This window comes from Pseudomonas sp. NMI542_15 (genome assembly GCF_021283425.1).
GTDB classification, from domain to species: Bacteria; Pseudomonadota; Gammaproteobacteria; order Pseudomonadales; family Pseudomonadaceae; genus Aquipseudomonas; species Aquipseudomonas fortuita.
The window spans coordinates 80,205-104,795 of the sequence record NZ_JAJSRO010000006.1; the positions used below are offsets into that span (position 1 = coordinate 80,205).

Sequence of the window (24,591 nt, forward strand, 5' to 3'; positions counted from 1 at the left end):
GAACAGGTCAGTGGGGAGTGGTGGAGCGCAGTTGTGCTTCAACGGCGGCGCAGCGCGGGCACAGGCAGGCTTTGTCCCGCAACTCGGCGGGCAGGGCCTGCAGCACGGCCGGATCGATACTGACGCTATAGCACCAGCAAGCCTGGGTGGCCCGACGCGGGTCGGCCAGGCTGCATTGGTTCAGGGCTCCGCAAGCGGGGCAGTGTTGGCTGTCATTCATGGCGGGTTTCACTGCAGACGCGGTTGCGGCCGGCCTGCTTGGCACGATAAAGCGCACGATCGGCGCGGGTCAGCAGGGCGTGCAGGGTATCCCCTGGCTGCAGGCTGCTCAGGCCGATGCTGATAGTCAGGCGCAGCGGCTGTTCTTCGTAGCTGAAGGTCAACTGTTCGGCACGGCGGCGGATCTTTTCCGCCACCTCGATGGCCTGTCGGCCTTCGGCTTCACGCAGCAGCACGATGAATTCCTCACCGCCCCAGCGGCACAGTATATCTGACTGGCGCAGGCTGCCTTGCAGTACATTGGCGAATTGGCGCAGCACTTCGTCGCCTGCCAGGTGGCCATGGGTGTCGTTCAGCGCCTTGAAGTGGTCCAGGTCGATCAGCAATGCCACCAGCGGCCCACTGTCGCGCTGGGCTTCGTGCAGGGCTTGGGCGGCGAGCAGGTCGAAGCTGCGCCGGTTGGGCAGGCCGGTGAGGCTGTCGAGGGTAGCCAGGGCTTCGGTGCTGGCCTGGTGACGGCGGACCATGGCATGCACCAGCGCCAGGACCACCAGCGTAATCATCGCGCAGATGGCCAGGTTCAGGTACAGAGAGTGGCGGATGCGGTCGAGGGCGCCGGTTTCGCGCTTGTCCACCAACAGGTACCAGTCCAGTTCGGGCAGGTGGCGCACATTCAGGAAGTGGCTGTGGTTATCGCTGTCGCGGTATTCGTGGCTGCCTTCACCGGGCACCAACTGCTCGGCCAGTACGTCGTTCAGTTCGGGGTTGTCGCTGAGCGGCTGGCCGACCCGCAGACCATGCGGGCCACCTTCCGAGCCGGTCATCAACACCCTGCCCTTGGCGTCGGTGAACACCACCGAACGCTGGTAGCGGCGTTGATACTGGTCGATCAGCTTGACTACCGACGATACGCTCAGCCCGACGCCGGCGGCACCGATGAAGCGGTGCTGGTAGTCGTGCACCTGGTAGTTGATGAAGACCGCCAGGCTGTCCTGGTTGGCCATGTCCAGATCGACGTTGATCTCATAGGGGGCTTTGAGGTCACGCAGGCGGAAATACCAGGCATCTCGCCAGGTGCCTGGTTCGACGTGCTTCAGCACGCCTTTGGCCTGGTAATAAGTGAGGGTGCGGTCAGACACGAAAAAGGATGTGGAAGTGTCCTGCTTGCCCATGACTTCGCCAAGGTAGCGCGTCATGCGCTCGGTATCCTGCTCGCCGGACAGCACCCAGTCGCGCAGGAAGGTGTCCTGGGCCATCATCGAGGCGATCAGCACCGGACGGATAAGGTCCTTCTGGATTTCCGAGTAGACCGTGTCGGAAGTCAGCGGCAGTTCGGTATTGATGATGCCGTCGCGAATGGCGCTGCGCGAGGCGAAGTAGCTGAGCAGTGAAGTGGCGAGGAAGCCGCAGGCCAGTAGCACCAGCAGGGTAAAGATCAGCGAGCGCTGCGAAAACAGAGCGGAACGTAACGGCATGATCTTCCCGTGATGTGTGCCAGGGCGCCCATTCTAGTGAGATGGCCGGCAAATGACTGCAAGTTTTTTGGGGTTATCGCACCTGTATCAAATTATTGCATAAACGGCACTGCACCTCGGCTTCGCGGTCTTATTCAGTGTCGATGAACGCGTTATGCATCGATGCTCGCCAGCGCCGCTGTTCGGGCACTCCAGCGGTCCAGGAGGCCGCCATGTACTCTCGAATCCTGTTGATCGCCCTCTTGGGGCTGATGACTTCTGCCTGCGCCCCGTACTACGAGAGCGGGGGCTATTATCGCTCGGATTACTACTCTACCGACCGCTACGTGTCGCCAGGGTACTACCGCTATGACCGTTACTACGTGGCGCCGCAACCGCGCTATTACTACCAGCCGGCACCGCGTTATTACTATCGGTCGGCGCCCGCGCCGCAATACCGGCCGTATCCGCAGCCGGGTGTGAACCAGTGGCACGGCAACCCGCGCTATGACTATGGCAACCGCAATCGGCAGGACTACAGGCAGGATCGGGACCGGCATGATTATCGTGATGGCAGCCAGCGCTACCAGCACGGCGACTGGCACTCCAATGGGCAGGGTAATGATGGCGGACGCCGGGATGGCCGACCTGGGCAAGGGCGAGGCGGAAACTGGCAGCGTTAGTTGAATGAACGCTGCCCCAGATCCTTGAAGTCAACTCAGATCCGCCAATGGATGCCGCCCCTCCCACGCCTTGGAAAAATGCGCCTCGACTACCGCCGCCGGCACCTGAGCCACATCCGGCCAGTGCCAGCGGGGGTGGTTGTCCTTGTCCAGCAAGCGGGCTCGCACGCCTTCGCTGAATTCCGGGTGGCGGCAGCAATTCAGGCTCATGCAGTATTCCATCTGGAACACTTGCGCCAAAGACAGGTGCTGCGCCCGGCGAATCTGTTCCCACACCAGGTGCGCGGTCAGCGGGCAGCCGTCGTGCAGCCGCTGGCCTGCTTCTGCAAGCAGTGGGTCGTCATGGTGCTTGAGCCCCTCCAACGCCCGCCAGGCCGCTGCAGCATCGGCCACATCCAGCAACGCATCGATCACCTGCCGCCGTGGCAGCCACTGGGCTTCGGGCAGCTCGGCGCAGGCGCGGTGCTGTTCGGCCTTGAGCAGGCTGTTCAATTGCAGGGCGGTCTGCTCCTGCCAGTTCAGTTGCAGCAGCTCTTCGATCAGTGCCTCTTGCTGGTGCTCCCCAAAAAAGCGGTCCGCCAGGCCCAGATCGAGGGCGTCGCGTGCATTGATCGGCGCTCCGGTCAGCCCCAGAAACAACCCCAGCTTGCCCGGCAGCCGGGCGAGGAACCAACTGGCACCCACGTCGGGGTACAGGCCGATACTGATTTCCGGCATCGCCAACCGGCTACTGGGTGTGACAATGCGTACATTGGCGCCCTGCAGCAGCCCCATGCCGCCGCCCAGCACATGCCCATGGCCCCAGCACAGCAGCGGCTTGGGGTAGGTGTGCAGGGTGTAATCCAGGCGGTATTCGGCGGCGAAGAACGTGGCGGCCAAGGGCGGCACGCTGCCGGGGTGCTCACGGCAAGCCTGCACCAGTGCCCGCACATCGCCCCCGGCGCAGAATGCTTTGCTGCCGTTACCGCGCAGCAGCACGCAGACGACCCCAGGGTCGCGCGCCCAGTCATGCAGTTGTTCGCCCAGCACCTCGATCATGGGCAGGTTCAAGGCATTGAGCGCCTTGGGCGCATCCAGGGTTGCGATGCCGATGCGGGCGCCGTCGGCGCCGGTGAGTACCTCACAATGAATGGCCATGGACTACCTCGCTCAGTCATCGCACAAGTATGGCCTGCCTGCCCGAACATGCCGGTCGTCGGTCGGATCGTTTGACAAGCGGGATGGGCTTACCTAGTGTCGCGCCATTGTTTACGGATGCCCCCATGACTGACGACGATCGCATCAAACTCGAACCCAGCTGGAAAGCCGCACTGCGCGCTGAATTCGACCAGCCCTACATGCATCAACTGCGCGAGTTCCTGCGCAGCGAGCGGGCCGCCGGGAAGGAAATCTACCCGCCAGGGCCGCTGATCTTCAATGCGCTCAACTCGACACCGCTGGATCAGGTGAAGGTGGTCATACTCGGCCAGGACCCCTATCACGGGCCGGGCCAGGCGCACGGCCTGTGTTTCTCGGTGCAGCCGGGCGTGGCCACGCCGCCGTCGCTGGTCAATATCTACAAGGAATTGCAGCGCGACCTGAACATCCCGATCGCCAGCCACGGCTACCTGCAGAGCTGGGCCGAGCAGGGCGTCCTGCTGCTCAACACCACCATGACTGTGGAGCGTGCCAATGCCGCGTCGCATGCCAAGAAGGGTTGGGAGTTGTTTACCGATCGGGTGATCCAGGTGGTCAGCGAGCAGTGCCCGAACGTGGTGTTCCTGTTGTGGGGGGCGCATGCGCAAAGCAAGCAGAAGCTGATCGACGGGACCAAGCACCTGGTGCTGAAGTCGGTGCATCCGTCGCCGTTGTCCGCTTACCGCGGGTTTCTGGGGTGTGGGCATTTCAGCCGGGCCAACAGCTTCCTGGAGCAGCGGGGGCTTGTGCCCATTGACTGGGCACTGCCCCCGTTGTGAAAAACCCAGTGGGGTACGTGATTGCTCAGGGGGTCATGCTGATACGTGGCTCGCCGCTTTGGCCAATTGCAACACCCCGCGCATGGTTCTGGCGCACATACGCAACCAAGGCCTCCACGTCGGAGATGCCAGCGTCCTGACGTTGCCTTCCTTCCTTGAGCGTAGTCAAGCCACCGCCACCATCGGCCAGGAACAGATTGCTGACCACCCGGTAATAGGTCGATGGTTCAACGCGTTTGCCGTCGAGACGTACGCTTTCCTCGACAACCCGGCTGCCAGCCGGCCGTGATCCATCCCATTCATAATGGAAACCTTTGGATACTTGCAGTGGATTGAAATTGCCCCTGTTCCATTGAAGGTTGAGCAGTTCAATGATCTGCTTGCCTGTCAGCTCCTGAACCACCAGTGGGTTATCGAACGGTTGTACGGCGAATAACTGTTCGTAGGTCAGGTCACTGTTGGCAGGCTGTATAAGATCACTTCGCAACCCACCCAGATTGAGGAAGGCAATCTGTGTCTGAAATGGCTGGGTCATGGCCAGTTGGGCATCCGTGACGAAGTTCCCCAAGGTGGTTTCACCGGCGGCATTTACTTTGCGGTTAAGCTCTGCTGTGGCGATGCGGCCTATGGGTTCGAGCAATTTTTCCCCGGAGCGGTGACGCACTTCTTCCAGCAAGCTGGTCAACTTGGCATTCGGCACGTAAGCCTGCGGGTCTACCGGAAGATTGCGGGCGGTGATGGTTTTGACGTTATGGGTTCCTGGCGTTACCTCCAACTTCAACTGGGTCATGAAGTGGCCGTATTTGCCAGCCTGGGTAATGCTCAGGTCACCGACCTTGCATTGATAGCTGGCATGCGAATGGCCGCTGATCACGGCATCTACTGCGGGATCCAGCCGTTTCGCCACGTTTACGATTGCGCCATCCAGCTGGCTGCAATCCTGCTTGTCGAACGGCTCGGAGGTATGTCCCCCCTGGTGCATGACTGCAATGATTGCATTGACGCCTTTGGCTTTCAGCTCCGGAATCACTTCATTGATGGCGTGCGCTTCATCCGTGGCTTTGAGCCCTGCGAATGCTCTCGCCGAGACCACTTTTTCCATGTTCCGCGGCACTGCACCGACAAACGCTATCTTGACGCCTTTTACCTCCTGGATATGGTAGGCCGGCAGCAAGCGTTTGCCCGTCGTGGTATCGATCAGGTTGGAGGCTATGTAAGGGAAGCCACTTCCTGGAAAGGTGCCGCGGAACTTGCACGCCTTTTCCGGGCGCGTTGATTCGCACCCTCCGTGAATCTGGCGGAGGAACTCCGCCTTGCCGGCATCCAGTTCGTGGTTCCCGGATGAGCTGACAATCATGCCCATCGAGTTCAGGGCCTCAAGCACTGGCTCGTCAGCCCAGAGTGCTGAAGTTGCGGGGCTGCCCCCTATCAGGTCGCCCGCCCCAATGAACAGCAGTTCGGGGTCTTGCTTTCGCAGTTCATCGAGCATGGCGCCGAGTGTGGCAATGCCGCCATAAGTCAGGCGGGTAACGCCCTGCGCGCTGGGGTAGTCTTGAGGGTTGGGTTCCATGTAACCATGAAGATCATTGATGGCGACCACGTTGATCTGGACGGGTGCAGGTGACTCTGCGGCAAGACTGCCTCCACTGAAGGCAAGGCAAGCCCAGGCAATGGCCGAGCGACAGTTGCAAGAAAGACGGACCTTCATCATTACCTCTTGAGTGCCGGGAAGTGTGTGGGTTTGCCGCCGATGAGGGCAGCAAACCGACTCTATTCACCCAGGCACTGGGCAAGTGGTAACTATCTATTTTCAGGGGGCTTGCAGCGCGATTACCTGTTATCCCACAAGCGGAAAAGCGGTTCTGCGAGAAACAACACCAAGATCAACCGCATCACCTGCAGCGCCGTCACCAGCGGCACTGACAATTGCAACGTTTCGGCCGTGAGGCTCATTTCGGCGATACCTCCAGGCATCATGCCCAGGGTAAGCGAACGAAGGTCCAGCGCTGTCATCTCACTCAACACCCACGCGGCACTGCCGGCAATGGCCATGCACAGTGCCGTGGCCAGCAGCGTGCGGGCCAGAAACGACGGGGCCCGGCGGAAGAATGCGCGGTTGAAGTGACAGGCCAGGCCGCTGCCGATCAGCCACTGGCCGATCTGGCTGGCGCCATTGGGCAGGGCGATCTGCAGGTTACCGGCCAGGCTGACGGTGGCCGCCACCAGTAATGGCCCGAACAGCCAGGGGTTGGGTTGGCGCAACCGTTGCCAAAGGAATGCCACGGCGATGCCGAGCGGAGTGATCACCCCCAGCCAGCCCCAGCTGACGCTACCGGCGTGATTGAGCGGCACCCCGTCACCCAGCAGAAACTTGAACAGCGCGGGCACGCACAGCACCACCGCCAGTACCCGCAGGCTCTGCGCCGCCGCCACCTGGCTGAGCACTGCACCGTTACGGGCCCCCAGGTTGACCATCTCACCCGAGCCTCCAGGCATGCTGGCGAAGAATGCCGTGGCGCGGTCTTCACCGGTGCGCCGTAGCAGCCACACGCTGATTACGCTGGACAGGGTGGTGAACAGGGCGCCGAAGAGGATCAGCGCAAAATGGCTGCCCACCTGTTCGATCACCGCTGGCGTAAAGTGCAGGCCAATGCCGATGCCGATGATGCACTGCCCGCATTTGCGGCCGTTGGGAATCTCCGGCAGTTGCCAAGGTGTCAGGCAGCGCACCAGTATGATCGCCAGCAGCGAACCCACCATCCATGGCAAAGGCCAGCCGACCCGGCTGGCGAGGTAACCGCCAGCAAGGCCGACCAGCCCGGTTGCGACAAACAGCGGCAACGGTCTATCAGGCATCGGCCAGGGCCCGACGCTGCAGGCTGCGTTTGCGCCAGATGCGCAGCAGCGGCAGGGTAAGCATCAACACCACCAGCGCCCATACGCCCATGCTGATCGGGCTCGACCAGAGGATGCCCAGTTCACCGTTGGAGATCGACAGTGCGCGGCGCAGGTTCTGCTCCATCAGCCCGCCCAGGATGAAGCCGAGCAGGATCGGCGACAGCGGGAAGTCCAGCTTGCGCAGGATGTAACCCATGATGCCGATGCCGACCATCAGGAACAGGTCGAAGGTGGTGGCATGCACGGCGTATACGCCGATGGCCGTGATGATGGCGATCACCGGCACCAGCGCCCAGTTCGGCACGGCGAGGATACGGGTGAAGATGCGGATCATCGGAATGTTGAGGATCACCAGCATGATGTTGGCGATGAACAGCGAAGCGATCAGGCCCCAGACAATGTCCGGCTGCTGTTCGAACAGCATTGGGCCGGGGGTGATGTTGTACAGGGTCAGGGCGCCGATCATCACTGCGGTAGTGCCAGAGCCAGGTACCCCCAGGGTCAGCATCGGGACCAGCGCGCCACAGCAGGACGCGCCGATGGCGGTTTCCGGGGCTGCCAGGCCACGGGCATCGCCCTTGCCGAACTTGCCGCTTTCCCCAGCCAGGCGTTTCTCGGTCATGTAGGCCACGGCGCTCGCCAGCGTTGCACCGGCGCCAGGCAGAACGCCCATGATGAAACCGAGCAGGCCGCAGCGGATGTTGACCACAAATACCGAAGCCGCTTCCTTGAAGTTGAACAGCATGCGCCCGGTCGCTTTTACCGCCTGGTGACCATGGTGGGTCTTTTCCAGCAGCAACAGGATTTCACTGATGGAGAACAGGCCCAGCACCAGCACCACGAACTGGATACCGTCGGCCAGGTGCACGCTGTCACCGGTGAAGCGGTAAACGCCGCTGTTGGCATCGATGCCCACGGCCGACAGGAACAGGCCGATCAGGGCGGCAATGAAGGTTTTCAACGGTTTGTCACCCGCCATGCCGCCCAGGGCGACAATGGCGAACACCATCAGTACGAAGTATTCCGCCGGCCCGAAGGCGATGGCCCATTTCGCCAGCAGCGGGGCGAACAGCACCATGCCGCAGGTGGCGATGAAGGCGCCGATGAACGAGCTCCAGGCCGACAGCGACAGGGCAACGCCTGCCAGGCCTTGGCGAGCCATCGGGTAGCCGTCCAGGGTGGTCATCACGGTCGAGGCTTCGCCCGGGATGTTCAGCAGGATCGAGCTGATACGTCCGCCGTATTCGCAGCCCAGGTACACCGCGGCCAGCAGGATCAGCGCCGACTCTGGCGGCAGGCCCAGGGCGAAGGCGATGGGGATCAGCAGGGCCACGCCGTTGATCGGGCCCAGGCCCGGCAGCAGGCCGACCACAGTGCCGATCAGGGTGCCGGAGAGGGCGGTGACCAGGTTGTAAGGGGACAGGGCAACGCCGAAGCCCTGGCCCAGGTAGCTCAAGGTATCCATGTGTCAGTTCTCCAGTACGCTGAGCAGGCCAAGGGGCAGGGGCACGTCCATCACGCGGTCGAACAGCCAGTAGAGAAGCAGGCTCATGCCGGCTACCACGATGGCGCTCTGCAGCCAGCGGCCGCCATACAACCGGGCCATGGGCAGGCCGACCAGGATGGCGCTGAGGATGAAGCCCAGGGCTTCGAAGGTGGCCGCGAAGACGATCAGCAGGCCTACGCAGGCGGTGATCTTGGTCAGGGTTTCGCGGTCCAGTTCCGGTTCGTCGTCCTTGCGCACGATGGGCGTGGGGCGGAACACCAGGTACAAGAGGCCCAGGCTCATGAGGCCAAGCATCAGCAGTGGGTAGGCGCGCGGGCCTACCGGTTCATAGGAAAACGCCGCCTGGTAGGGCCAGGCCATCACGGCCAGGGCGGCGCACACCGCCAGCAGGGCCAGGGCGAAGATGCGTTGCAGGATCATTGGGGAATCCTCGTTGGGATTGCTCAAGTGAGATGCAAGTCCTGTAGGAGCGGCCTTGTGTCGCGATGGGCCGCACAGCGGCCCCTGGCACAGCCGATACGATGCTTCGGGCACATCGCATCGGCAGGTTTAGCGGCCGCTTCGCGCCCGATCGCGACACAAGGCCGCTCCCACAGGGGTGGTGGTGAATCCGACAGGCTTACTGGATCAGGCCAAATTCCCTGGCCAGTGCCTTGTAGTCGGCCACTTGCTTCTTCACGTAGCCGTCCAGCTCTTCGCCGGTCATGGCGAACGGGAACAGCTCGCGCTGGTCACGCAGCTTGGCGAAGTCTTCCGAAGCCAGCATCTTGTCGAACGAAGCCTTCCACCAGGCATAGTCCTCGTCGCTCACCTTTGGCCCAAGGTAGAAGCCGCGCACTACCGGCCAGACGATGTCGTAGCCTTGCTCCTTGGCGGTGGGGATGTCTTTCATCTCGGGCTCGTCCAGGCGGTTTTCCGAAAACACTGCAAGGATGCGCATGTTGCCGCTCTGAATGTGCGGCATGGAGTCGGAAATGTCGGTAGAGCCGACCTGGATGTGACCGCCCAGCAGCGCCGTGGCAATTTCGCCACCGCCTTCCAGGGCCACGTAGCGCAGGTCACGCGGGTTGATGCCGGCAGCCTTGGCGATCAAGGCAGTCTGCATCCAGTCCTGGCTGCCGACGGTGCCGCCAGAGCCGATCACCACCTTGCTCGGGTCTTTTTTCAATGCCGCGACCAGGTCGTCGAGGGTCTTGTAGGGCGAGTCGCTTTTCACGGCGATGGCGCCGTAGCTGGTGCCGACAGCCGCCAGCCACTTTACTGCGTTTTCGTCGAAGCGGCCGAACTTGCCTTGGGCCAGGTTCAGTAGTGAGCCGCTCGACCAGGCCACCAGGGTACCGGCATCGGCCGGGCGTTGGGCGACCACGGCGTTGTAGGCCACCGCGCCAACACCGCCGGGCATGTAGGTGACGCGCATGGGTTTGCTGAGGATCTTTTCCTGCACCAGGGCGCTTTGCACCAGCTTGCAGGTCAGGTCGAAGCCACCGCCCGGCGAGGCGGGGGCGATGCATTCAGGGCGTTTCGGTTCGGCGGCCAGAGCGTTGCCGGCCAACAGCAGGCAGCCGGTAGCGAGAACGAGGCGGCGCAGTGAAAAGGTCATCGTCTATCTCCGTGAGCGTTGTTGTTATTGGATTACCGCTATGGGGTTACCACAGCGCCACGCTGTAGCTGACCAACAGCCTCACTTCGTCCGCGTCGCGGGCGAAGTTGGAGCGGAAGGTGGCGTTGCGCAGGCGCACGGCGACGTTCTTCAACGGGCCGCTTTGTACCACGTACTTCAGTTCGGTGTTGCGTTCCCACTCTTTGCCTTCACCACCGGTCGCGCGGCTGACATTGTCACCGCTGATGTAGCGGGTCATGAAGGTCAGGCCGGGTACGCCGAGCGCGGCAAAGTTGTAGTCGTAACGCGCCTGCCAGGAACGCTCGTCGGCACCGGCGAAGTCGTTGATCTGGACGAAGTTGACCAGGTACGGGTCGGCGCCATCGACATATGGGAAGGCGCTGTCGCCCGACAGCTGCTGCCAGGCAGCGCTGACCTTGTGCCCGCCCAGGACGTAGCTGAGCATGCCGTTGATGGTGGTGTTGTCGATGTTGCCGGCCTTGGCGGCGCCAGCATCGTCGCTCACTGCCAGGCGCAGGTCGGCACCGAAGGTGCCCGGGCCCCAGGGTTGGGTGGCGACCATGCCGATAAAGTGCTGGCGGTAGATATCGTCGAGCTGGGCGAAGTGGTAGCTGCCGGTGATGCGGTCGGTGAACTGGTAGTCCAGGCCGCCCAGGGTCAGGTTGTCGGCGCTGAAAGTGCCACCGAAGCGGCCATTCTTGTTGTTCAGCGCCAGGTCTTCCCAGTTGGTGTCGTTGCGGTCCTTGGCCTTGTCCAGGCGCCCGCCGGTGAAGGTCAGGCCCTTGATTTCCCTGGACGTGAGCAGGCCGCCTTCGAAGGTTTGCGGCAGGATGCGCCCGTCGTTGGGCTGAAGAGTCGGCAGTTCAGGGATCAGGGTGCCGATTTTCAGCTCGGTCTGGGAGAGCTTTACTTTGCCGGTCAGGCCCAGCTTGGAGTATTCGTCGGCGGCCTTGCCGTCATCGTGGGTCGGCAGCAGGCCGGTATCGGTGCGGTCGGGGCTGGAGTCGAGCTTGATGCCGAGCATGCCCAATGCGTCCAGGCCAAAGCCTACGGTGCCATCGGTATAGCCGGACTCAAAATTGAGGATGAAGCCCTGGGCCCACTCGTCGCGCTTGGATTGTTGCGCGCTGGTACCGTCGCGAAAGTCGCGGTTGAAGTACATGTTGCGGGTTTCGAAGGTGGCCGTGCTGTCTTCGAAGAAGGCGGCCTGGCTCATCGGGGCGACACCGGCAAGCGCGAGGGCGCTGGCGATGGCTGAGGGGCGTGCGGCAAAGGAACGGGTAGGCGTGAACGCCTGCGGCTGCGATGACAGCATCGTCGATGACTCCGTTTATTGTTCTTATTTGTTGCACCTTGCTGGTGCTTTTTTCGGCGCGAGGAGCGACCGTGGTGCGATGCTAGGCAACGAACCTTTCGCTAACCTTTCAGTGAGAAAGGTTTGTTACAAGGGGCTTCACAGGCCTGAGGACAGCGGTACACTCCGCGCCACCGCCCCACCCGAGCAGGGAGAAACCGATGCGTGTGCTGCTGGTCGAAGACCACCTGCAACTGGCCGAAAGCGTGGCCCAGGCCTTGAAAAGCCACGGCCTGACCGTGGATGTGCTGCATGACGGCGTGGCTGCCGACCTGGCTCTGGCCAGTGAGGAGTACGCCGTGGTTGTGCTGGATGTCGGCTTGCCGCGCATGGATGGCTTCGAGGTGCTGGCGCGCCTGCGTGGCCGTGGCAAGACCGTGCCGGTGCTGATGCTGACGGCGCGCAGTGACGTCAAGGACCGGGTCCATGGCCTTAACCTGGGCGCCGACGACTACCTGGCCAAACCGTTCGAGTTGACCGAGCTGGAAGCACGGGTCAAGGCCCTGCTGCGCCGCAGTGTGCTCGGTGGCGAGCGTCAGCAACGCTGCGGGCCGCTGGTTTACGACCTGGATACCCGGCGCTTCACCCTCGGTGACGACAACCTGACCCTGACCTCGCGTGAGCAAAGCGTGCTGGAAGCGCTGATCGCCCGCCCGGGCCGGGTGATGAGCAAGGAGCAGTTGGCGGCGCAGGTGTTTGGCCTGGACGAAGAGGCCAGCCCCGACGCCATCGAAATCTACATCCACCGCTTGCGCAAGAAGCTCGACGGCCACCCGGTGGCCATCGTCACCTTCCGCGGCCTGGGCTACCTGCTAGAGCACCGCGATGCGTGACAACGGCAGCCTGCGCGGGCGCTTGCTGGGTAATCTGGCGCTGCTGCTGGTAGTGCTGATGCTGGCCAGCGGCCTGAGCGCTTACTGGAATGGCCGCGAGGCCGCCGACACTGCCTACGACCGCACCCTGCTGGCCTCGGCGCGGACCATCGCCGCCGGCCTGTCGCAGCGTGACGGTTCGCTGAGCGCGGATGTGCCCTACGTGGCGCTGGACACCTTCGCCTACGACAGTGCCGGGCGTATCTACTACCAGGTACTGGACATCAAGCAGCGGCTGATTTCCGGCTATGAGAACCTGCCGCCGCCGCCGCCAGGCACCCCACGCACCGATGACTACCCGGCCCTGGCACGGTTCTACAACGCCACCTACCTTGGCCAGGATGTACGGGTGGTCAGCCTGCTGAAGGCAGTGAGCGAGCCCAACATGAACGGCATGGCGGAGATCCGCGTAGCCGAAACCGAGGAAGCGCGGGTGCGCATGGCCCGTGGGCTGATGGCCGACACCCTGCTGCGTTTGGGCATGCTGGCGCTGGGCGCGCTGGTGATGGTGTGGTTTGCCGTGAGCGCGGCGTTGCGGCCGCTGGAGCGCCTGCGCACGGCGGTGGAGGAGCGCCAACCGGATGATTTGCGGGCCTTGCCGGTGGTGCAGGTGCAGCGCGAGCTGAGCCCGTTGGTGCGAGCCTTGAACCACTTTACCGAGCGCTTGCGCGGCCAGTTCGAGCGCCAGGCGCAGTTCATCGCCGACGCCGCCCATGAACTGCGTACGCCGCTGGCAGCTCTGAAGGCGCGGGTCGAGTTGGGGTTGCGCTCGTCCGAGCCGCAGGAGTGGCGGCAGACCTTGGAATCTGCCGCCCAGGGCACCGACAAGCTGACCCACCTCGCCAACCAGCTGTTGTCATTGGCGCGGGTCGAGAACGGTGCACGGGCAATTGCCGAAGGCGGTGCGCAGCGCCTGGACCTGAGCCAGCTGGCCCGTGAGCTGGGCATGGCCATGGCGCCCCTGGCGCACAAGCGCGGGGTGGCGCTGGCCCTGGAGGCCGAGGCCCCCGTATGGCTCAAGGGTGAACCGACGCTGCTCAACGAGCTGTTGAGCAACCTGGTGGACAATGCCCTGGCGCATACGCCGGCGGGGGGCAATGTGATTTTGCGGGTGGTGGCGCCGGCTGTGCTGGAGGTAGAGGATGATGGGCCAGGTATTCCCGAGGCTGAGCGCGAGCGGGTGTTCGAGCGGTTTTACCGGCGCAGTGCGCAGGGTAGCGGGCTTGGCCTGGCGATTGTCGGCGAGATCTGCCGGGCGCATCTGGCGCAGGTGAGCCTGCATGATGGCGAGAAGGGCGGGTTGCGGGTACGAGTGAGTTTTATCGCCGATTGATGTGTTGATTCCGCTGGCCCTATCGCCGGCAAGCCAGCTCCCACATAACACCGCATGGCTTGAGGTCAAGGCAGTCGAAGTGGGAGCTGGCTTGCCGGCGATAGGGCACGGGCAGGCTGACACAGCTCAGCGCAACATACTGCGCGCCTCAAGCAGTTCATCCACTTCCAGCTCGGTACCAAAAGGCAACCTCAGGTGACGGTACGCGGGCAGTGCCGCCAACGGACGTTGACGACCACGCTGGCTGATACAGCGGGCGATCTGCACGATGTCGATGTAGTCGACCTTGTCGGTCTGCCGGTCCAGGTCCTGAACCTGGCTCGGCAAATTGATCAACTGCTCCGGAAACTCCCAGGCCTTGAGAATCTTGTCCCCCAGTACCGGCTGGATCTGCTCGATCACGTAATGCAGGCAAACCGGGTCGGACAACAGCTCGTTGTGCTCTTCGGCATAGATCAGCACTGGCAGCGCACCGATCTGGTTGACCAGCCCGCCCAATGTGGCCTGTTCAGGCTTGAGCTGGGTATAGCGGCGACAAATTTCGTAGCTGATGCCTGCCACTTCCAGGCTGTTGGTCCAGATCTCGCGAAGCTTCTGTTCAACTGCCGGTGAGCGTGCATGGAAAATCTGCTCGATCACCAAACCAATGGCCAGGTTGCAGCTGTAGTTGATGCCCAGTCGCGTGATGGCGGTATGCAGGTCGGTCACCTCGACCGCCGCACGCAGCAGTGGGCTGTTGACTACCTTGATCAGGCGCGCTGAAAGGGCCGCATCCCGACCAATCACCTTGCTCAGGGCCGCTACGCTGATCTCGCTGTCTTCCGCTGCCTCGCGGATGCTCAAGGCAACCTCGGGCAGGGTTGGCAGGACCAGGTCATCCTTTTCGATGGCATCGAGCAACTGTGCTTGAACCATCTCGGCCAGCTTGTTCATTGACGTGTCTACCGCAGTGGTGGTGCGGCCCCGCCACGGGGGCGGGGCAGGCTGGTCAGCGCTGGATTTCCCGGTCGCGGTCCAGTTCGTAAGGCAGGGTCAGCACCTGCAGGCGTGGGCCTTCGAGGCTGCCCAGGTGCAGGTTGTCGTCTTCCACCGCGTCGGCGCTGAGCACCGCGAGCAGTTCGCAGCCAGCACCGTTGCCGGCGGCAATGACTACTTCACCGACCGCCGAGCTGTGGGTGGGCGAGAAGATCGCGGCACCCGGGGCCGGGATGGCCTGCTGGTCCAGTGCCAGTCGGTACTGGCGGCGCTTGAGCTTGCCCAGGTACTGCATGCGGGCGACGATTTCCTGACCGGTGTAGCAGCCTTTCTTGAAGCTGACGCCGTCGACGGCCTGCAGGTTGATCATCTGCGGGATGAACAGCTCACGGGTCGGTCCCATGACCTGGCCGATACCGGCACGAATCTGGCCTAGCAGCCATTCGTTGAGGCTGCCTTCAGGCAGGGCGCTGGCGAGGGCCTGGCGTACCGTGTCGGCATTGTCCGCCGGTACCCACAACTCCACACGTCCTGCGGACACGGCAATGGCGATCAGGCCTTCATGGCGCACGGTACTGCCGGCGTTTGCAGGCACGTCGAGCCCAAGCGCCTGTAGCGCAGCGTCACCGCCTTGCAGCCCGAAGCGTGCCCAGGCGGCGCTTTCGTCGGTCAGCGTGGCCTTGGAGAACACAGCGTACTTTTTCAGGTCGGCCAGTTGCGCCTCTAGCAGTTCGCTGGCCATGGCCAGCAGGTAACCGTTGCCTTCGGGCAAGATGCGAAAGCTCGACTGCATGCGCCCCTTGACCATGCAGCGGGCGCCGAGGCTGGAATGTTCCTGGCTGAGGTAGGTGATGTTGCAGGTCAGCTGGCCTTGCAGGAACTTGCCTGCATCGGAGCCGCGGACGGCGAGGATGCCCTCGTGGGACAGGGGGCAGAAGAAAGCGGAATCGGCCATGGGTCATCGCGGTGGCTTAAAGACTGGCGGCCATCATAGAACGCCGGTAACAAAATAGGTAGGTGACTAGACCAACGCCCGGTGTCGCCATGCTCGCCTGCCTGTATACTGGCGGGCCATTCGAGGAGGGCCCCATGGTCGAACAAACTGAACTCAACCGGCTTTTCTGGCATAGCCGCCGCGGCATGCTGGAACTGGACGTACTGCTGGTGCCTTTCACCCAGGAAGTCTACTCCACCCTCAACGAGACCGATCGCGAACTGTACGTGCGTCTGTTGAGCTGCGAGGACCAGGACATGTTCGGCTGGTTCATGGAGCGCACCGAGTCCGAAGACCCGGAGCTGCAACGCATGGTCCGCATCATCCTGGACCGTGTCCAGCCCAAGTGAGTGCTTCGAGTGCCGCTGGCAAGGCTCGCGCCTGCTGCTAGCGGCCTACCTGGTTTGCCAGGTGCTGGCGTGGCTTGCCGTGTGGGCGAGCCCGTTGCCTGATTGGCTTTCCTTTTCTGTTGTCGCCGCCTGTATCGCCCACGCTGGCTGGGCCATTCCCCGACGAATCCTGTTAACCCATGAGCATGCCGTTGTTGGGCTGCGCCGTGATGTGCGCGGCTGGCAGGTGTTCTGCCGTGCCCGTGGCTGGCAACCGGTGCGGTTGTGCCGGGACAGCGTGGCGTTGCCGCGGCTGGTGGTGTTGCGCTTTGAGCGGGCGGGGCGATGGATGGGGCAGAGCCAGTGCATACCGCAGGATGCGCTGGGGGGGGATGAGCATCGGCGCCTGCGGGTGCGGCTGAAGTTCAGCCGACGGCGCTGGGCAACGACAGCGGTGGGGTAGGGCCGAGAGGTGTTCGCCGTGGCAGGTTCAGAGCCCGGGAGACCGAGCGCAGCTCGCGATGCGCCGCGCGGGCGGCGCTCGATCTCACACACGCTGCACATTTCAGAGTGGGCTGAGGATGGTGTCCTTGGCCTCGTCCAGCATCCCCGGGTAATCCAGTGTGTAATGCAACCCACGGCTTTCCTTGCGCTGCATGGCTGACAGAATCATCAGTTCGGCCACCTGCGCCAGGTTGCGCAGTTCGATCAGGTCGCGGCTGACCTTGTAGTTGCTGTAGAACTCGTCGATTTCGTCCAGCAGCAGGCGAATGCGGTGTTGGGCCCGCTGCAGGCGCTTGCTGGTGCGCACAATACCCACGTAGTCCCACATGAACCGCCGCAGCTCATCCCAGTTGTGCGCGATGATCACATCCTCGTCCGAGTCGGTGACCTGGCTGGCATCCCACCCTGGCAGGGCCTTGGGCATTGTCACGTGTTCAAGGTGCGCCTGGATGTCGGCAGCGGCGGCGCGGCCATAGACAAAGCATTCCAGCAGCGAGTTGCTGGCCATACGGTTGGCGCCGTGCAGGCCGGTGAAGCTGGTTTCGCCGATGGCGTACAACCCTGGCACGTCTGTGTGACCGCGGTCGTCGACCATCACCCCGCCGCAGGTGTAGTGCGCCGCCGGTACGACCGGGATCGGCTGGCGGGTGATATCGATGCCAAAGGCCAGGCAGCGTTCGTACACGGTGGGGAAGTGGCCCATGATGAAATCGGCCGGCTTGTGGGTAATGTCCAGGTACACGCAGTCCACGCCCAGGCGTTTCATCTCGTGGTCGATGGCGCGGGCCACGATGTCGCGCGGGGCCAGCTCTTCGCGCGGGTCGAAGCGTGGCATGAAGCGCTCGCCATTGGGCAGGCGCAGCAGCGCACCTTCACCGCGCAGGGCTTCGGTAATCAGGAAGCTTTTGGCCTGTGGGTGATACAGGCAGGTCGGATGAAACTGGTTGAATTCCAGGTTCGCCACCCGGCAGCCCGCACGCCAGGCCATGGCGATGCCATCACCACAGGCGCCATCGGGGTTGCTGGTGTACAGGTAGACCTTTGCTGCACCGCCGGTGGCCAGTACGGTGAAGCGCGCGCCGAAGGTGTCCACCTCACCGGTGTTGCGGTCGAGCACGTAGGCGCCCAGGCAGCGCTCGCCCGGCAGGCCCAGGCGACGTTCGGTGATCAGGTCGACCGCCACGCGCTGCTCCAGCAACTGGATGTTCGGGCGCCGGCGGGCCTGTTCCAGCAGCGTGGTGAAAATGGCTGCGCCAGTGGCGTCGGCGGCGTGGATGATACGCCGATGGCTATGGCCGCCCTCGCGGGTGAGGTGGAACTCGAAGCCTCCGTCGTCAACGCTGGAGTGCTCGTCGCGGGTAAAGGGCACACCTTGCTCGATCAGCCACTGGATCGCTTCGCGGCTGTGTTCGACGGTGAAACGCACCGCCTCTTCATGGCACAGACCGCCGCCGGCATTGAGGGTGTCCTCGACATGCGACTGCACGGTATCGGTGTTGTCCAGTACTGCCGCGACCCCGCCCTGGGCCCAGAAGGTCGAGCCGTTGGCCAGGTCGCCCTTGCTGAGGACGGCAACACGCAGGTGGCTGGGGAGGTTCAGTGCCAGGCTGAGACCGGCGGCACCGCTGCCGATCACCAGGACATCATGTTGGAATTGTTGGCTCATGTCGGGACACTAGTAATCTTTAGAGGGGGCGCGGCACAATAGTCACGCGCAGATGGCATTGTGAAACTATCGTTAAACTTGGCCAGGTTGCCTTTATAGCAGCCCGAGGTGGCCAATTTCCATGCCACTTGGCCACTTACCGAGGCGCGCGGCAACCTTTGTGGGAACTTTCCGACATGGCCGGAAATCCTATGAAGGTTGCCCGCACGTCACAATTTGTCGAGGCGACGCGGGGCGGCGAGACCTGTTCGGGTTGTCCCTGCGTATTCGAAACCTGATTATCGACGTAGCCGGCCGTGCCCGCGCCGCGTCTTCCGTGCAAGCCGACCAAGGGCTGCAGGAAACTTGCTTGGAGGGGAGAACTTTTGCGAAAAGCCCGAGTCTATGGTTGCAAGCCTGATCGATGGCTGTTGCAACGCTCCTTCGAGTTCACTGAGGAGTGTTCATGCTAACCCAGGAAGAGGATCAGCAGCTTGTAGAGCGCGTTCAGCGTGGTGACAGGCGAGCTTTCGATCTGTTGGTGCTGAAGTATCAGCACAAGATTCTCGGGTTGATCGTGCGGTTCGTTCACGATACCCACGAGGCCCAGGATGTCGCACAGGAAGCCTTTATCAAGGCCTATCGTGCGCTTGGCAATTTCCGCGGTGACAGTGCGTTTTATACCTGGCTGTACCGCATCGCCATCAACACGGCGAAGAACTACCTGGTGTCCCGTGGAAGACGGCCACCAGACAGTGATGTGAGCTCTGAGGATGCGGAGTTTTACGACGGCGATCATGGCCTCAAGGATCTCGAGTCCCCAGAGCGCTCGTTGTTGCGGGATGAAATCGAAGGCACTGTCCATCGCACCATCCAGCAACTGCCCGAAGACCTGCGTACGGCATTGACCCTGCGCGAGTTTGACGGGCTGAGTTACGAAGACATTGCCAGTGTCATGCAATGTCCGGTGGGTACCGTGCGCTCTCGAATCTTCCGCGCTCGGGAGGCCATAGACAAAGCCCTGCAGCCGTTGTTGCAGGAAACCTGAGACAGCGGCGACAGCCAAGAGAGGAACCGCCATGAGTCGTGAAGCTTTGCAGGAATCGCTGTCCGCGGTAATGGATAACGAAGCGGACGAACTGGAACTGCGTCGGGTGCTGAGCGCCGTAGACGATGCTGAAACCCGTGCCACCTGGTCGCGTTACCAGGTAGCCCGTGCAGCCATGCACAAGGAGCTGCTGCTGCCCAACCTGGATATCGCCTCGGCGGTGTCTGCGGCGCTGGCTGACGAAGCCGTACCGGCCAAGGTTAACAAGGGGCCATGGCGCAGCGTCGCTCGTCTGGCGGTTGCCGCCTCGGTCACCGTTGCGGTGCTGGCAGGCGTGCGGATGTACAACCAGGATGAAATCACCGGCGCCGAGCTGGCTGCGCAGCAGCCTGCGCAACAAGGCCTGAGCATGCCACAAACTCAGGGCCCCGCTGTTTTGGCAGGCTATAGTGAAAGCAGTGAGCAACCGACCGGGCCGATGGCTAACGGCGTGCTGCAAAACCAGGCCGGCTGGGATCAGCGTCTGCCGGGCTATCTGCGCCAGCATGCACAGGAGTCCGCGCTCAAGGGTACTGAAACTGCCCTGCCGTATGCCCGTGCCGCCAGCATGGAAAACCCCGCTAAATAAGGAGGATCATGCGCGCGCTACCTCTTCTGTCGCTGCTGATTGGCAGCTGCATGACGGTGCCGGCATTGGCAGCCAACTCATCGCCCGAGGCGAACGAGTGGCTGAACAAGCTGGCACTGGCCGAGAAAAAGCAAAGTTACCAGGGCTCGTTCGTCTACGAACGCAACGGTAGCTTCTCTTCCCACGATATCTGGCACAGGGTCCAGGACGGCAAAGTCAGCGAGCGGTTGCTACAGCTTGATGGCGCCGCCCAGGAAATACTGCGCGTGGATGGCAAGGTGCAGTGTGTCAGTGGGACCTTGGTCAGCGGAGTGACCGCCCCTACGGACACTGCGCAGCGTGTGCTTGATCCGCTGAAACTGATGGGCTGGTACGATCTGAGCGTTGCAGGCAAGTCACGGGTCGCCGGGCGCGATGCCGTGATCTTGACCCTCACTCCTCGCGACCAGCACCGCTATGCCTTCGAATTGCATCTGGACCGCGCCACAGGCCTGCCACTGCGTTCGTTGATGCTCAACGACAAAGGGCAGTTGCTGGAGCGCTTCCAGATGACGCGCCTCGATACCGACGAACCGCCTGTCGACGATGACCTGCGCCCCAGTGCTTCATGCAAGCCGGTGCAGCGTGTTGCCTCTGTCAGCAACGACAGCGTCGCTGGCTGGCGCTCGGACTGGCTCCCGCCAGGGTTCGAGCTTGTCAACAGCTCGGTACGGCGTGATCCCAAACATGACAGCACGGTCAGTAGCCTGATGTACGACGATGGGTTGGCGCGCTTCTCGGTGTTCCTTGAACCCGTGAAGGACGATACCGGGACCGATGTGCGTACCCAGCTTGGCCCGACCTCGGCGGTTTCGCGACGGCTTAACACCCCCAAAGGCAAGGTGATGGTCACCGTAGTTGGCGAAATTCCGCTGGGTACGGCAGAACGCGTCGCGTTGTCGATGCGGCCCCAGGATGCCCAGGCGCGCCAGTAATGGCGCGCTTTTGAGGGCCATGCCAAGGCGAACGGATATGCGCCTGAAATGAAATTAAAGCATTGTCATTTGCAATCTACTGGCAAATTTTCTATAGGTCAGGCTTCTAGGAGCCTGGCCTTTCCTGCATTGTGCAGGGGCCTTTCTAAACTACCGCTCGTTGTGACGGGAGCCGTATGTCTACACCACGCTTGAAATCCTACCTATCGATGTTCGCCGCTGTGCTCATGCTCGGCCAGGTGCTCACCGCCCAGGCCGAGGAAGCCTTGCCGGACTTCACCACGCTGGTCGAGCAGGCCTCGCCCGCCGTGGTCAACATCAGTACCAAGCAGAAGCTGCCAGATCGTCGTATCGCCGCGGGGCAGATGCCGGACCTGGAAGGCCTGCCGCCGATGTTCCGCGAGTTCTTTGAGCGCAACATGCCGCAGCAGCCGCGTTCGCCGCGTGGCGACCGCCAGCGCGAGGCGCAATCGCTGGGTTCGGGCTTCATCATTTCCAGCGATGGTTACGTGCTGACCAACAACCACGTGGTGGCCGACGCCGACGAAATCATCGTCCGCCTGTCGGACCGCAGCGAGCTGCAGGCCAAGCTGGTCGGCACCGACCCGCGCACCGACGTGGCCCTGCTGAAAGTCGAAGGCAAGAACCTGCCGATCGTGAAGCTGGGTGATTCCGAGAAGCTCAAGGTGGGCGAGTGGGTGCTGGCCATTGGTTCGCCGTTCGGCTTCGACCATTCGGTGACCAAAGGTATCGTCAGTGCCAAGGGCCGTACGCTGCCTAATGAGACCTACGTCCCGTTCATCCAGACCGACGTCGCCATCAACCCGGGTAACTCGGGCGGCCCGCTGTTCAACATGAAGGGCGAAGTGGTGGGTATCAACTCGCAGATCTTCACCCGTTCTGGCGGCTTCATGGGCTTGTCGTTCGCCATCCCGATCGATGTGGCGCTCGATGTGTCCAATCAGCTGAAGAAAGATGGCAAGGTCAGCCGCGGCTGGCTGGGTGTGGTGATTCAAGAGGTCAACAAGGACCTGGCTGAATCCTTCGGCCTGGATAAACCAGCGGGTGCGCTGGTGGCCCAAGTGCTGGAAAACGGCCCGGCAGCCAAAGGTGGCCTGCAGGTGGGTGACGTGATCCTGAGCATGAACGGCCAGCCGATCGTCATGTCGGCCGACTTGCCGCACCTGGTCGGTAGCCTCAAGGACGGTGAAAAGGCCAAGCTGGAGATCATCCGCAACGGCAAGCGCCAGACCCTGGACGTCGGTGTGGGCGCCATGCCGGATGACGATGCCGACATCGGTACCGGTGCCGGCGCCGAAGGCAGCGCCGAGCGCAGCAGCAACCGCCTGGGCGTATCGGTGGCTGACCTGACCGCCGAGCAGAAAAAGTCCCTCGAACTCAAGGGCGGCGTGGTTATCAAGGAAGTGCAGGATGGCCCTGCAGCGATGATCGGCCTGCGTCCGGGTGACGTCATCAGCCACCTGAACAACCAGGCCATCGGTTCGGCCAAGGAATTCACCGAAATCGCCAAGGAACTGCCGAAGAACCGCTCGGTGTCCATGCGCGTGCTGCGTCAGGGGCGTGCCAGCTTCATCACCTTCAAGCTCGCTGAATAAGCGGATTTGCAGGCAGGAAAGGGCAGCTACGGCTGCCCTTTTTCATGAAAATTCACAATTGCAGACGCCAAAGCGCTGCACAGCCCGATAGAGGAATCTCCCATATCCCTGCTGCTTGAGGTACAATTCCCGGCTATTTTTCGGCGGGCGTCCCGGCTCGCAGCCTTTTCGAGTGTTGACCCGTGAGTGATTTGAGTCATATCCGCAATTTCTCCATCATCGCCCACATCGACCATGGCAAGTCGACGCTGGCCGACCGTTTCATCCAGATGTGCGGTGGCCTGTCGGCACGCGAAATGGAAGCCCAGGTGCTTGATTCCATGGACCTGGAGCGCGAACGCGGGATTACCATCAAAGCCCACAGCGTGACGCTTCACTACAAGGCGCAAGACGGCAAGACCTACCAGCTGAACTTCATCGACACCCCCGGCCACGTCGACTTCACCTACGAAGTCTCGCGCTCGCTGGCAGCCTGTGAAGGCGCACTGCTGGTGGTTGACGCCGGCCAGGGTGTTGAAGCCCAGTCCGTGGCCAACTGCTACACCGCCATCGAGCAGGGCCTGGAAGTCATGCCAGTGCTGAACAAGATGGACCTGCCCCAGGCCGACCCGGACCGCGTCAAGGACGAGATCGAGAAGATCATCGGCATCGACGCCACCGACGCCGTGGCTTGCAGCGCCAAGAGCGGCATGGGCGTGGACGAGGTTCTCGAGCGCCTGGTGCACACCATCCCCGCGCCCGAAGGCGAGATCGACGCACCTTTGCAGGCGTTGATCATCGACTCCTGGTTCGACAACTACCTGGGCGTGGTCTCGCTGGTGCGGGTGCGCCAGGGCCGCGTCAAGAAAGGCGACAAGATTCTGGTCAAGTCCACCGGCAAGGTGCACCTGGTCGACAGCGTGGGGGTGTTCACTCCAAAACACACCCAGACCGCTGATCTGAAAGCCGGCGAAGTAGGCTTCATCATCGCCAGCATCAAAGACATTCACGGTGCGCCGGTGGGTGACACCCTGACCTTGTCCTCGACCCCCGAGGTCGAAGTGCTGGCGGGCTTCAAGAAAATCCAGCCGCAGGTTTACGCCGGCCTGTTCCCGGTCAGCTCTGACGACTTCGAAGACTTCCGCGACGCATTGCAGAAGCTCACCCTCAACGACTCGTCGCTGCAGTACATGCCGGAAAGCTCCGACGCCCTGGGCTTCGGCTTCCGTTGCGGTTTCCTCGGCATGCTGCACATGGAGATCATCCAGGAGCGCCTTGAGCGCGAATACGACCTGGACCTGATCACCACAGCACCGAGCGTGATCTATGAGCTCGAGCTCAAGACCGGTGAAACCATCATCGTCGATAACCCGTCAAAGCTGCCGGACGTCTCGTCAGTGACCGACTTCCGCGAGCCGATCGTCACCGCGACCATTCTGGTGCCGCAGGAGCACCTGGGTAACGTCATCACCCTGTGCATCGAGAAGCGTGGCGTGCAGCGCGACATGCAGTTCCTCGGCAGCCAGGTGCAGGTGCGTTACGACATGCCGATGAACGAAGTGGTCCTGGACTTCTTCGACCGTCTCAAGTCCACCAGCCGCGGCTATGCTTCGCTGGATTATCATTTTGATCGCTACCAGTCGGCCAACCTGGTCAAACTGGACGTACTGATCAATGGCGACAAGGTCGATGCCCTGGCATTGATCGTGCACCGCGACAACGCGGCCTACAAAGGCCGTGCGTTGACCGAGAAGATGAAGGAACTGATCCCTCGGCAGATGTTCGATGTGGCGATTCAGGCAGCCATTGGCGGCCAGATCATCGCGCGGACAACCGTCAAGGCGCTCAGAAAGAACGTACTGGCCAAGTGCTACGGTGGTGACGTCAGCCGTAAGAAGAAACTGCTGGAGAAGCAGAAGGCCGGTAAGAAACGCATGAAACAGGTCGGCAACGTGGAAATTCCACAGGAAGCCTTCCTCGCCGTGCTCAGGTTGGATAGCTAG

At 62.4% G+C, this 24,591-nt stretch carries 23 protein-coding genes; 11 read left to right on the top strand and 12 right to left on the bottom strand.

Annotated elements, in window-relative coordinates; genetic code table 11:
* Positions 1-7 precede the first annotated feature (7 nt).
* Positions 8-220, bottom strand: a complete 213-nt coding sequence (locus tag LU684_RS11725) for a cysteine-rich CWC family protein (RefSeq protein ID WP_080641083.1) — start codon at positions 218-220, stop codon at positions 8-10.
* Complete coding sequence (locus tag LU684_RS11730; RefSeq protein ID WP_016488847.1) at positions 213-1,694, bottom strand: sensor domain-containing diguanylate cyclase; 1,482 nt, start codon at positions 1,692-1,694, stop codon at positions 213-215. The genes LU684_RS11725 and LU684_RS11730 overlap by 8 nt, the downstream gene beginning before the upstream one ends.
* A gap of 212 nt (positions 1,695-1,906) precedes the next feature.
* Between LU684_RS11730 and LU684_RS11735 the strand changes: the two genes are divergently transcribed.
* Positions 1,907-2,356 carry a hypothetical protein gene (locus LU684_RS11735; protein ID WP_016488846.1) on the top strand — a complete coding sequence of 150 codons (450 nt, stop codon included), beginning with the start codon at positions 1,907-1,909 and terminating at the stop codon, positions 2,354-2,356.
* Positions 2,357-2,386: 30 nt separating this feature from the next.
* On the opposite strand, the gene LU684_RS11740 is transcribed toward LU684_RS11735, so the two are convergent.
* Complete coding sequence (locus LU684_RS11740; protein ID WP_016488845.1) at positions 2,387-3,493, bottom strand: enoyl-CoA hydratase/isomerase family protein; 1,107 nt, start codon at positions 3,491-3,493, stop codon at positions 2,387-2,389.
* A gap of 125 nt (positions 3,494-3,618) precedes the next feature.
* On the opposite strand from LU684_RS11740, the gene ung reads away from it, so the two are divergent.
* Positions 3,619-4,311: a uracil-DNA glycosylase gene (gene ung, locus LU684_RS11745; protein ID WP_016488844.1), complete on the top strand. Its 693-nt coding sequence runs from the start codon at positions 3,619-3,621 to the stop codon at positions 4,309-4,311.
* Positions 4,312-4,336: 25 nt separating this feature from the next.
* Here the strand turns inward: ung and LU684_RS11750 are convergent, their stop codons facing one another.
* From LU684_RS11750 to LU684_RS11775, 6 genes are all read right to left on the bottom strand, one after another.
* Positions 4,337-6,019 (bottom strand): bifunctional metallophosphatase/5'-nucleotidase, encoded by a 1,683-nt coding sequence (locus tag LU684_RS11750; protein WP_232894666.1) that lies wholly within the window; start codon positions 6,017-6,019, stop codon positions 4,337-4,339.
* Between the two features lie 122 nt (positions 6,020-6,141).
* On the bottom strand, positions 6,142-7,167 hold the full coding sequence (locus LU684_RS11755; RefSeq protein ID WP_232894667.1) for an AbrB family transcriptional regulator: 1,026 nt from the start codon (positions 7,165-7,167) through the stop codon (positions 6,142-6,144).
* Positions 7,160-8,674: a tripartite tricarboxylate transporter permease gene (locus LU684_RS11760; protein WP_016488841.1), complete on the bottom strand. Its 1,515-nt coding sequence runs from the start codon at positions 8,672-8,674 to the stop codon at positions 7,160-7,162. Before LU684_RS11760 ends, LU684_RS11755 begins: the two co-directional genes overlap by 8 nt.
* Positions 8,675-8,677: 3 nt before the next feature.
* Entirely contained in the window at positions 8,678-9,136 is a 459-nt protein-coding gene (locus LU684_RS11765) for a tripartite tricarboxylate transporter TctB family protein (RefSeq protein ID WP_016488840.1), read from the bottom strand.
* A 199-nt stretch (positions 9,137-9,335) separates the two neighbouring features.
* The gene (locus LU684_RS11770) at positions 9,336-10,316 is read right to left on the bottom strand and encodes a Bug family tripartite tricarboxylate transporter substrate binding protein (protein ID WP_016488839.1); all 981 of its coding nucleotides are present in this window, start codon (positions 10,314-10,316) and stop codon (positions 9,336-9,338) included.
* Positions 10,317-10,362: 46 nt separating this feature from the next.
* Positions 10,363-11,652: an OprD family porin gene (locus tag LU684_RS11775; protein WP_060519979.1), complete on the bottom strand. Its 1,290-nt coding sequence runs from the start codon at positions 11,650-11,652 to the stop codon at positions 10,363-10,365.
* A 200-nt stretch (positions 11,653-11,852) separates the two neighbouring features.
* Between LU684_RS11775 and LU684_RS11780 the strand changes: the two genes are divergently transcribed.
* Together LU684_RS11780 and LU684_RS11785 are read left to right on the top strand one after the other, a co-directional pair.
* Complete coding sequence (locus LU684_RS11780) at positions 11,853-12,524, top strand: response regulator (protein ID WP_016488837.1); 672 nt, start codon at positions 11,853-11,855, stop codon at positions 12,522-12,524.
* The gene (locus tag LU684_RS11785; RefSeq protein WP_016488836.1) at positions 12,517-13,896 is read left to right on the top strand and encodes a sensor histidine kinase; all 1,380 of its coding nucleotides are present in this window, start codon (positions 12,517-12,519) and stop codon (positions 13,894-13,896) included. The genes LU684_RS11780 and LU684_RS11785 overlap by 8 nt, the downstream gene beginning before the upstream one ends.
* A gap of 126 nt (positions 13,897-14,022) precedes the next feature.
* On the opposite strand, the gene LU684_RS11790 is transcribed toward LU684_RS11785, so the two are convergent.
* Together LU684_RS11790 and ygfZ are read right to left on the bottom strand one after the other, a co-directional pair.
* Positions 14,023-14,829, bottom strand: coding sequence for an HDOD domain-containing protein (locus tag LU684_RS11790; protein ID WP_016488835.1), 807 nt, complete (start codon positions 14,827-14,829; stop codon positions 14,023-14,025).
* A 55-nt stretch (positions 14,830-14,884) separates the two neighbouring features.
* Positions 14,885-15,826 (bottom strand): CAF17-like 4Fe-4S cluster assembly/insertion protein YgfZ, encoded by a 942-nt coding sequence (ygfZ, locus tag LU684_RS11795; RefSeq protein ID WP_232894668.1) that lies wholly within the window; start codon positions 15,824-15,826, stop codon positions 14,885-14,887.
* 134 nt (positions 15,827-15,960) lie between these two features.
* Between ygfZ and LU684_RS11800 the strand changes: the two genes are divergently transcribed.
* Together LU684_RS11800 and LU684_RS11805 are read left to right on the top strand one after the other, a co-directional pair.
* Entirely contained in the window at positions 15,961-16,215 is a 255-nt protein-coding gene (locus LU684_RS11800; RefSeq protein ID WP_016498168.1) for an FAD assembly factor SdhE, read from the top strand.
* Positions 16,199-16,657 carry a protein YgfX gene (locus LU684_RS11805; RefSeq protein ID WP_232894669.1) on the top strand — a complete coding sequence of 153 codons (459 nt, stop codon included), beginning with the start codon at positions 16,199-16,201 and terminating at the stop codon, positions 16,655-16,657. The genes LU684_RS11800 and LU684_RS11805 overlap by 17 nt, the downstream gene beginning before the upstream one ends.
* A gap of 102 nt (positions 16,658-16,759) precedes the next feature.
* Here the strand turns inward: LU684_RS11805 and nadB are convergent, their stop codons facing one another.
* Complete coding sequence (gene nadB, locus LU684_RS11810; RefSeq protein WP_023047119.1) at positions 16,760-18,364, bottom strand: L-aspartate oxidase; 1,605 nt, start codon at positions 18,362-18,364, stop codon at positions 16,760-16,762.
* A 445-nt stretch (positions 18,365-18,809) separates the two neighbouring features.
* On the opposite strand from nadB, the gene rpoE reads away from it, so the two are divergent.
* The 5 genes from rpoE (at position 18,810) to lepA (ending at position 24,591) form a co-directional block, all read left to right on the top strand.
* Entirely contained in the window at positions 18,810-19,391 is a 582-nt protein-coding gene (gene rpoE / locus LU684_RS11815; protein WP_003252049.1) for an RNA polymerase sigma factor RpoE, read from the top strand.
* Positions 19,392-19,422: 31 nt separating this feature from the next.
* On the top strand, positions 19,423-20,019 hold the full coding sequence (locus tag LU684_RS11820; RefSeq protein ID WP_016488830.1) for a sigma-E factor negative regulatory protein: 597 nt from the start codon (positions 19,423-19,425) through the stop codon (positions 20,017-20,019).
* Positions 20,020-20,027: 8 nt separating this feature from the next.
* Complete coding sequence (locus LU684_RS11825) at positions 20,028-20,993, top strand: MucB/RseB C-terminal domain-containing protein (protein ID WP_060519994.1); 966 nt, start codon at positions 20,028-20,030, stop codon at positions 20,991-20,993.
* A 209-nt stretch (positions 20,994-21,202) separates the two neighbouring features.
* The gene (locus LU684_RS11830) at positions 21,203-22,609 is read left to right on the top strand and encodes a DegQ family serine endoprotease (RefSeq protein WP_371262331.1); all 1,407 of its coding nucleotides are present in this window, start codon (positions 21,203-21,205) and stop codon (positions 22,607-22,609) included.
* A 182-nt stretch (positions 22,610-22,791) separates the two neighbouring features.
* On the top strand, positions 22,792-24,591 hold the full coding sequence (gene lepA / locus LU684_RS11835) for a translation elongation factor 4 (protein ID WP_024717450.1): 1,800 nt from the start codon (positions 22,792-22,794) through the stop codon (positions 24,589-24,591).

What these genes read in the sequence shown, in the direction of transcription:
- LU684_RS11760 (WP_016488841.1), bottom strand. Translation starts at nt 8,674, where the DNA reads ATGGATACCTTGAGCTACCTGGGCCAGGGCTTCGGCGTTGCCCTGTCC.
- LU684_RS11755 (WP_232894667.1), bottom strand. Translation starts at nt 7,167, where the DNA reads ATGCCTGATAGACCGTTGCCGCTGTTTGTCGCAACCGGGCTGGTCGGC.
- LU684_RS11825 (WP_060519994.1), top strand. Translation starts at nt 20,028, where the DNA reads ATGCGCGCGCTACCTCTTCTGTCGCTGCTGATTGGCAGCTGCATGACG.
- LU684_RS11800 (WP_016498168.1), top strand. Translation starts at nt 15,961, where the DNA reads ATGGTCGAACAAACTGAACTCAACCGGCTTTTCTGGCATAGCCGCCGC.
- LU684_RS11740 (WP_016488845.1), bottom strand. Translation starts at nt 3,493, where the DNA reads ATGGCCATTCATTGTGAGGTACTCACCGGCGCCGACGGCGCCCGCATC.
- rpoE (WP_003252049.1), top strand. Translation starts at nt 18,810, where the DNA reads ATGCTAACCCAGGAAGAGGATCAGCAGCTTGTAGAGCGCGTTCAGCGT.
- LU684_RS11780 (WP_016488837.1), top strand. Translation starts at nt 11,853, where the DNA reads ATGCGTGTGCTGCTGGTCGAAGACCACCTGCAACTGGCCGAAAGCGTG.
- LU684_RS11725 (WP_080641083.1), bottom strand. Translation starts at nt 220, where the DNA reads ATGAATGACAGCCAACACTGCCCCGCTTGCGGAGCCCTGAACCAATGC.
- ung (WP_016488844.1), top strand. Translation starts at nt 3,619, where the DNA reads ATGACTGACGACGATCGCATCAAACTCGAACCCAGCTGGAAAGCCGCA.
- LU684_RS11730 (WP_016488847.1), bottom strand. Translation starts at nt 1,694, where the DNA reads ATGCCGTTACGTTCCGCTCTGTTTTCGCAGCGCTCGCTGATCTTTACC.
- LU684_RS11750 (WP_232894666.1), bottom strand. Translation starts at nt 6,019, where the DNA reads ATGAAGGTCCGTCTTTCTTGCAACTGTCGCTCGGCCATTGCCTGGGCT.
- LU684_RS11820 (WP_016488830.1), top strand. Translation starts at nt 19,423, where the DNA reads ATGAGTCGTGAAGCTTTGCAGGAATCGCTGTCCGCGGTAATGGATAAC.
- LU684_RS11770 (WP_016488839.1), bottom strand. Translation starts at nt 10,316, where the DNA reads ATGACCTTTTCACTGCGCCGCCTCGTTCTCGCTACCGGCTGCCTGCTG.
- LU684_RS11785 (WP_016488836.1), top strand. Translation starts at nt 12,517, where the DNA reads ATGCGTGACAACGGCAGCCTGCGCGGGCGCTTGCTGGGTAATCTGGCG.
- LU684_RS11735 (WP_016488846.1), top strand. Translation starts at nt 1,907, where the DNA reads ATGTACTCTCGAATCCTGTTGATCGCCCTCTTGGGGCTGATGACTTCT.
- ygfZ (WP_232894668.1), bottom strand. Translation starts at nt 15,826, where the DNA reads ATGGCCGATTCCGCTTTCTTCTGCCCCCTGTCCCACGAGGGCATCCTC.
- LU684_RS11790 (WP_016488835.1), bottom strand. Translation starts at nt 14,829, where the DNA reads ATGAACAAGCTGGCCGAGATGGTTCAAGCACAGTTGCTCGATGCCATC.
- nadB (WP_023047119.1), bottom strand. Translation starts at nt 18,364, where the DNA reads ATGAGCCAACAATTCCAACATGATGTCCTGGTGATCGGCAGCGGTGCC.
- LU684_RS11765 (WP_016488840.1), bottom strand. Translation starts at nt 9,136, where the DNA reads ATGATCCTGCAACGCATCTTCGCCCTGGCCCTGCTGGCGGTGTGCGCC.
- LU684_RS11830 (WP_371262331.1), top strand. Translation starts at nt 21,203, where the DNA reads ATGTTCGCCGCTGTGCTCATGCTCGGCCAGGTGCTCACCGCCCAGGCC.
- LU684_RS11775 (WP_060519979.1), bottom strand. Translation starts at nt 11,652, where the DNA reads ATGCTGTCATCGCAGCCGCAGGCGTTCACGCCTACCCGTTCCTTTGCC.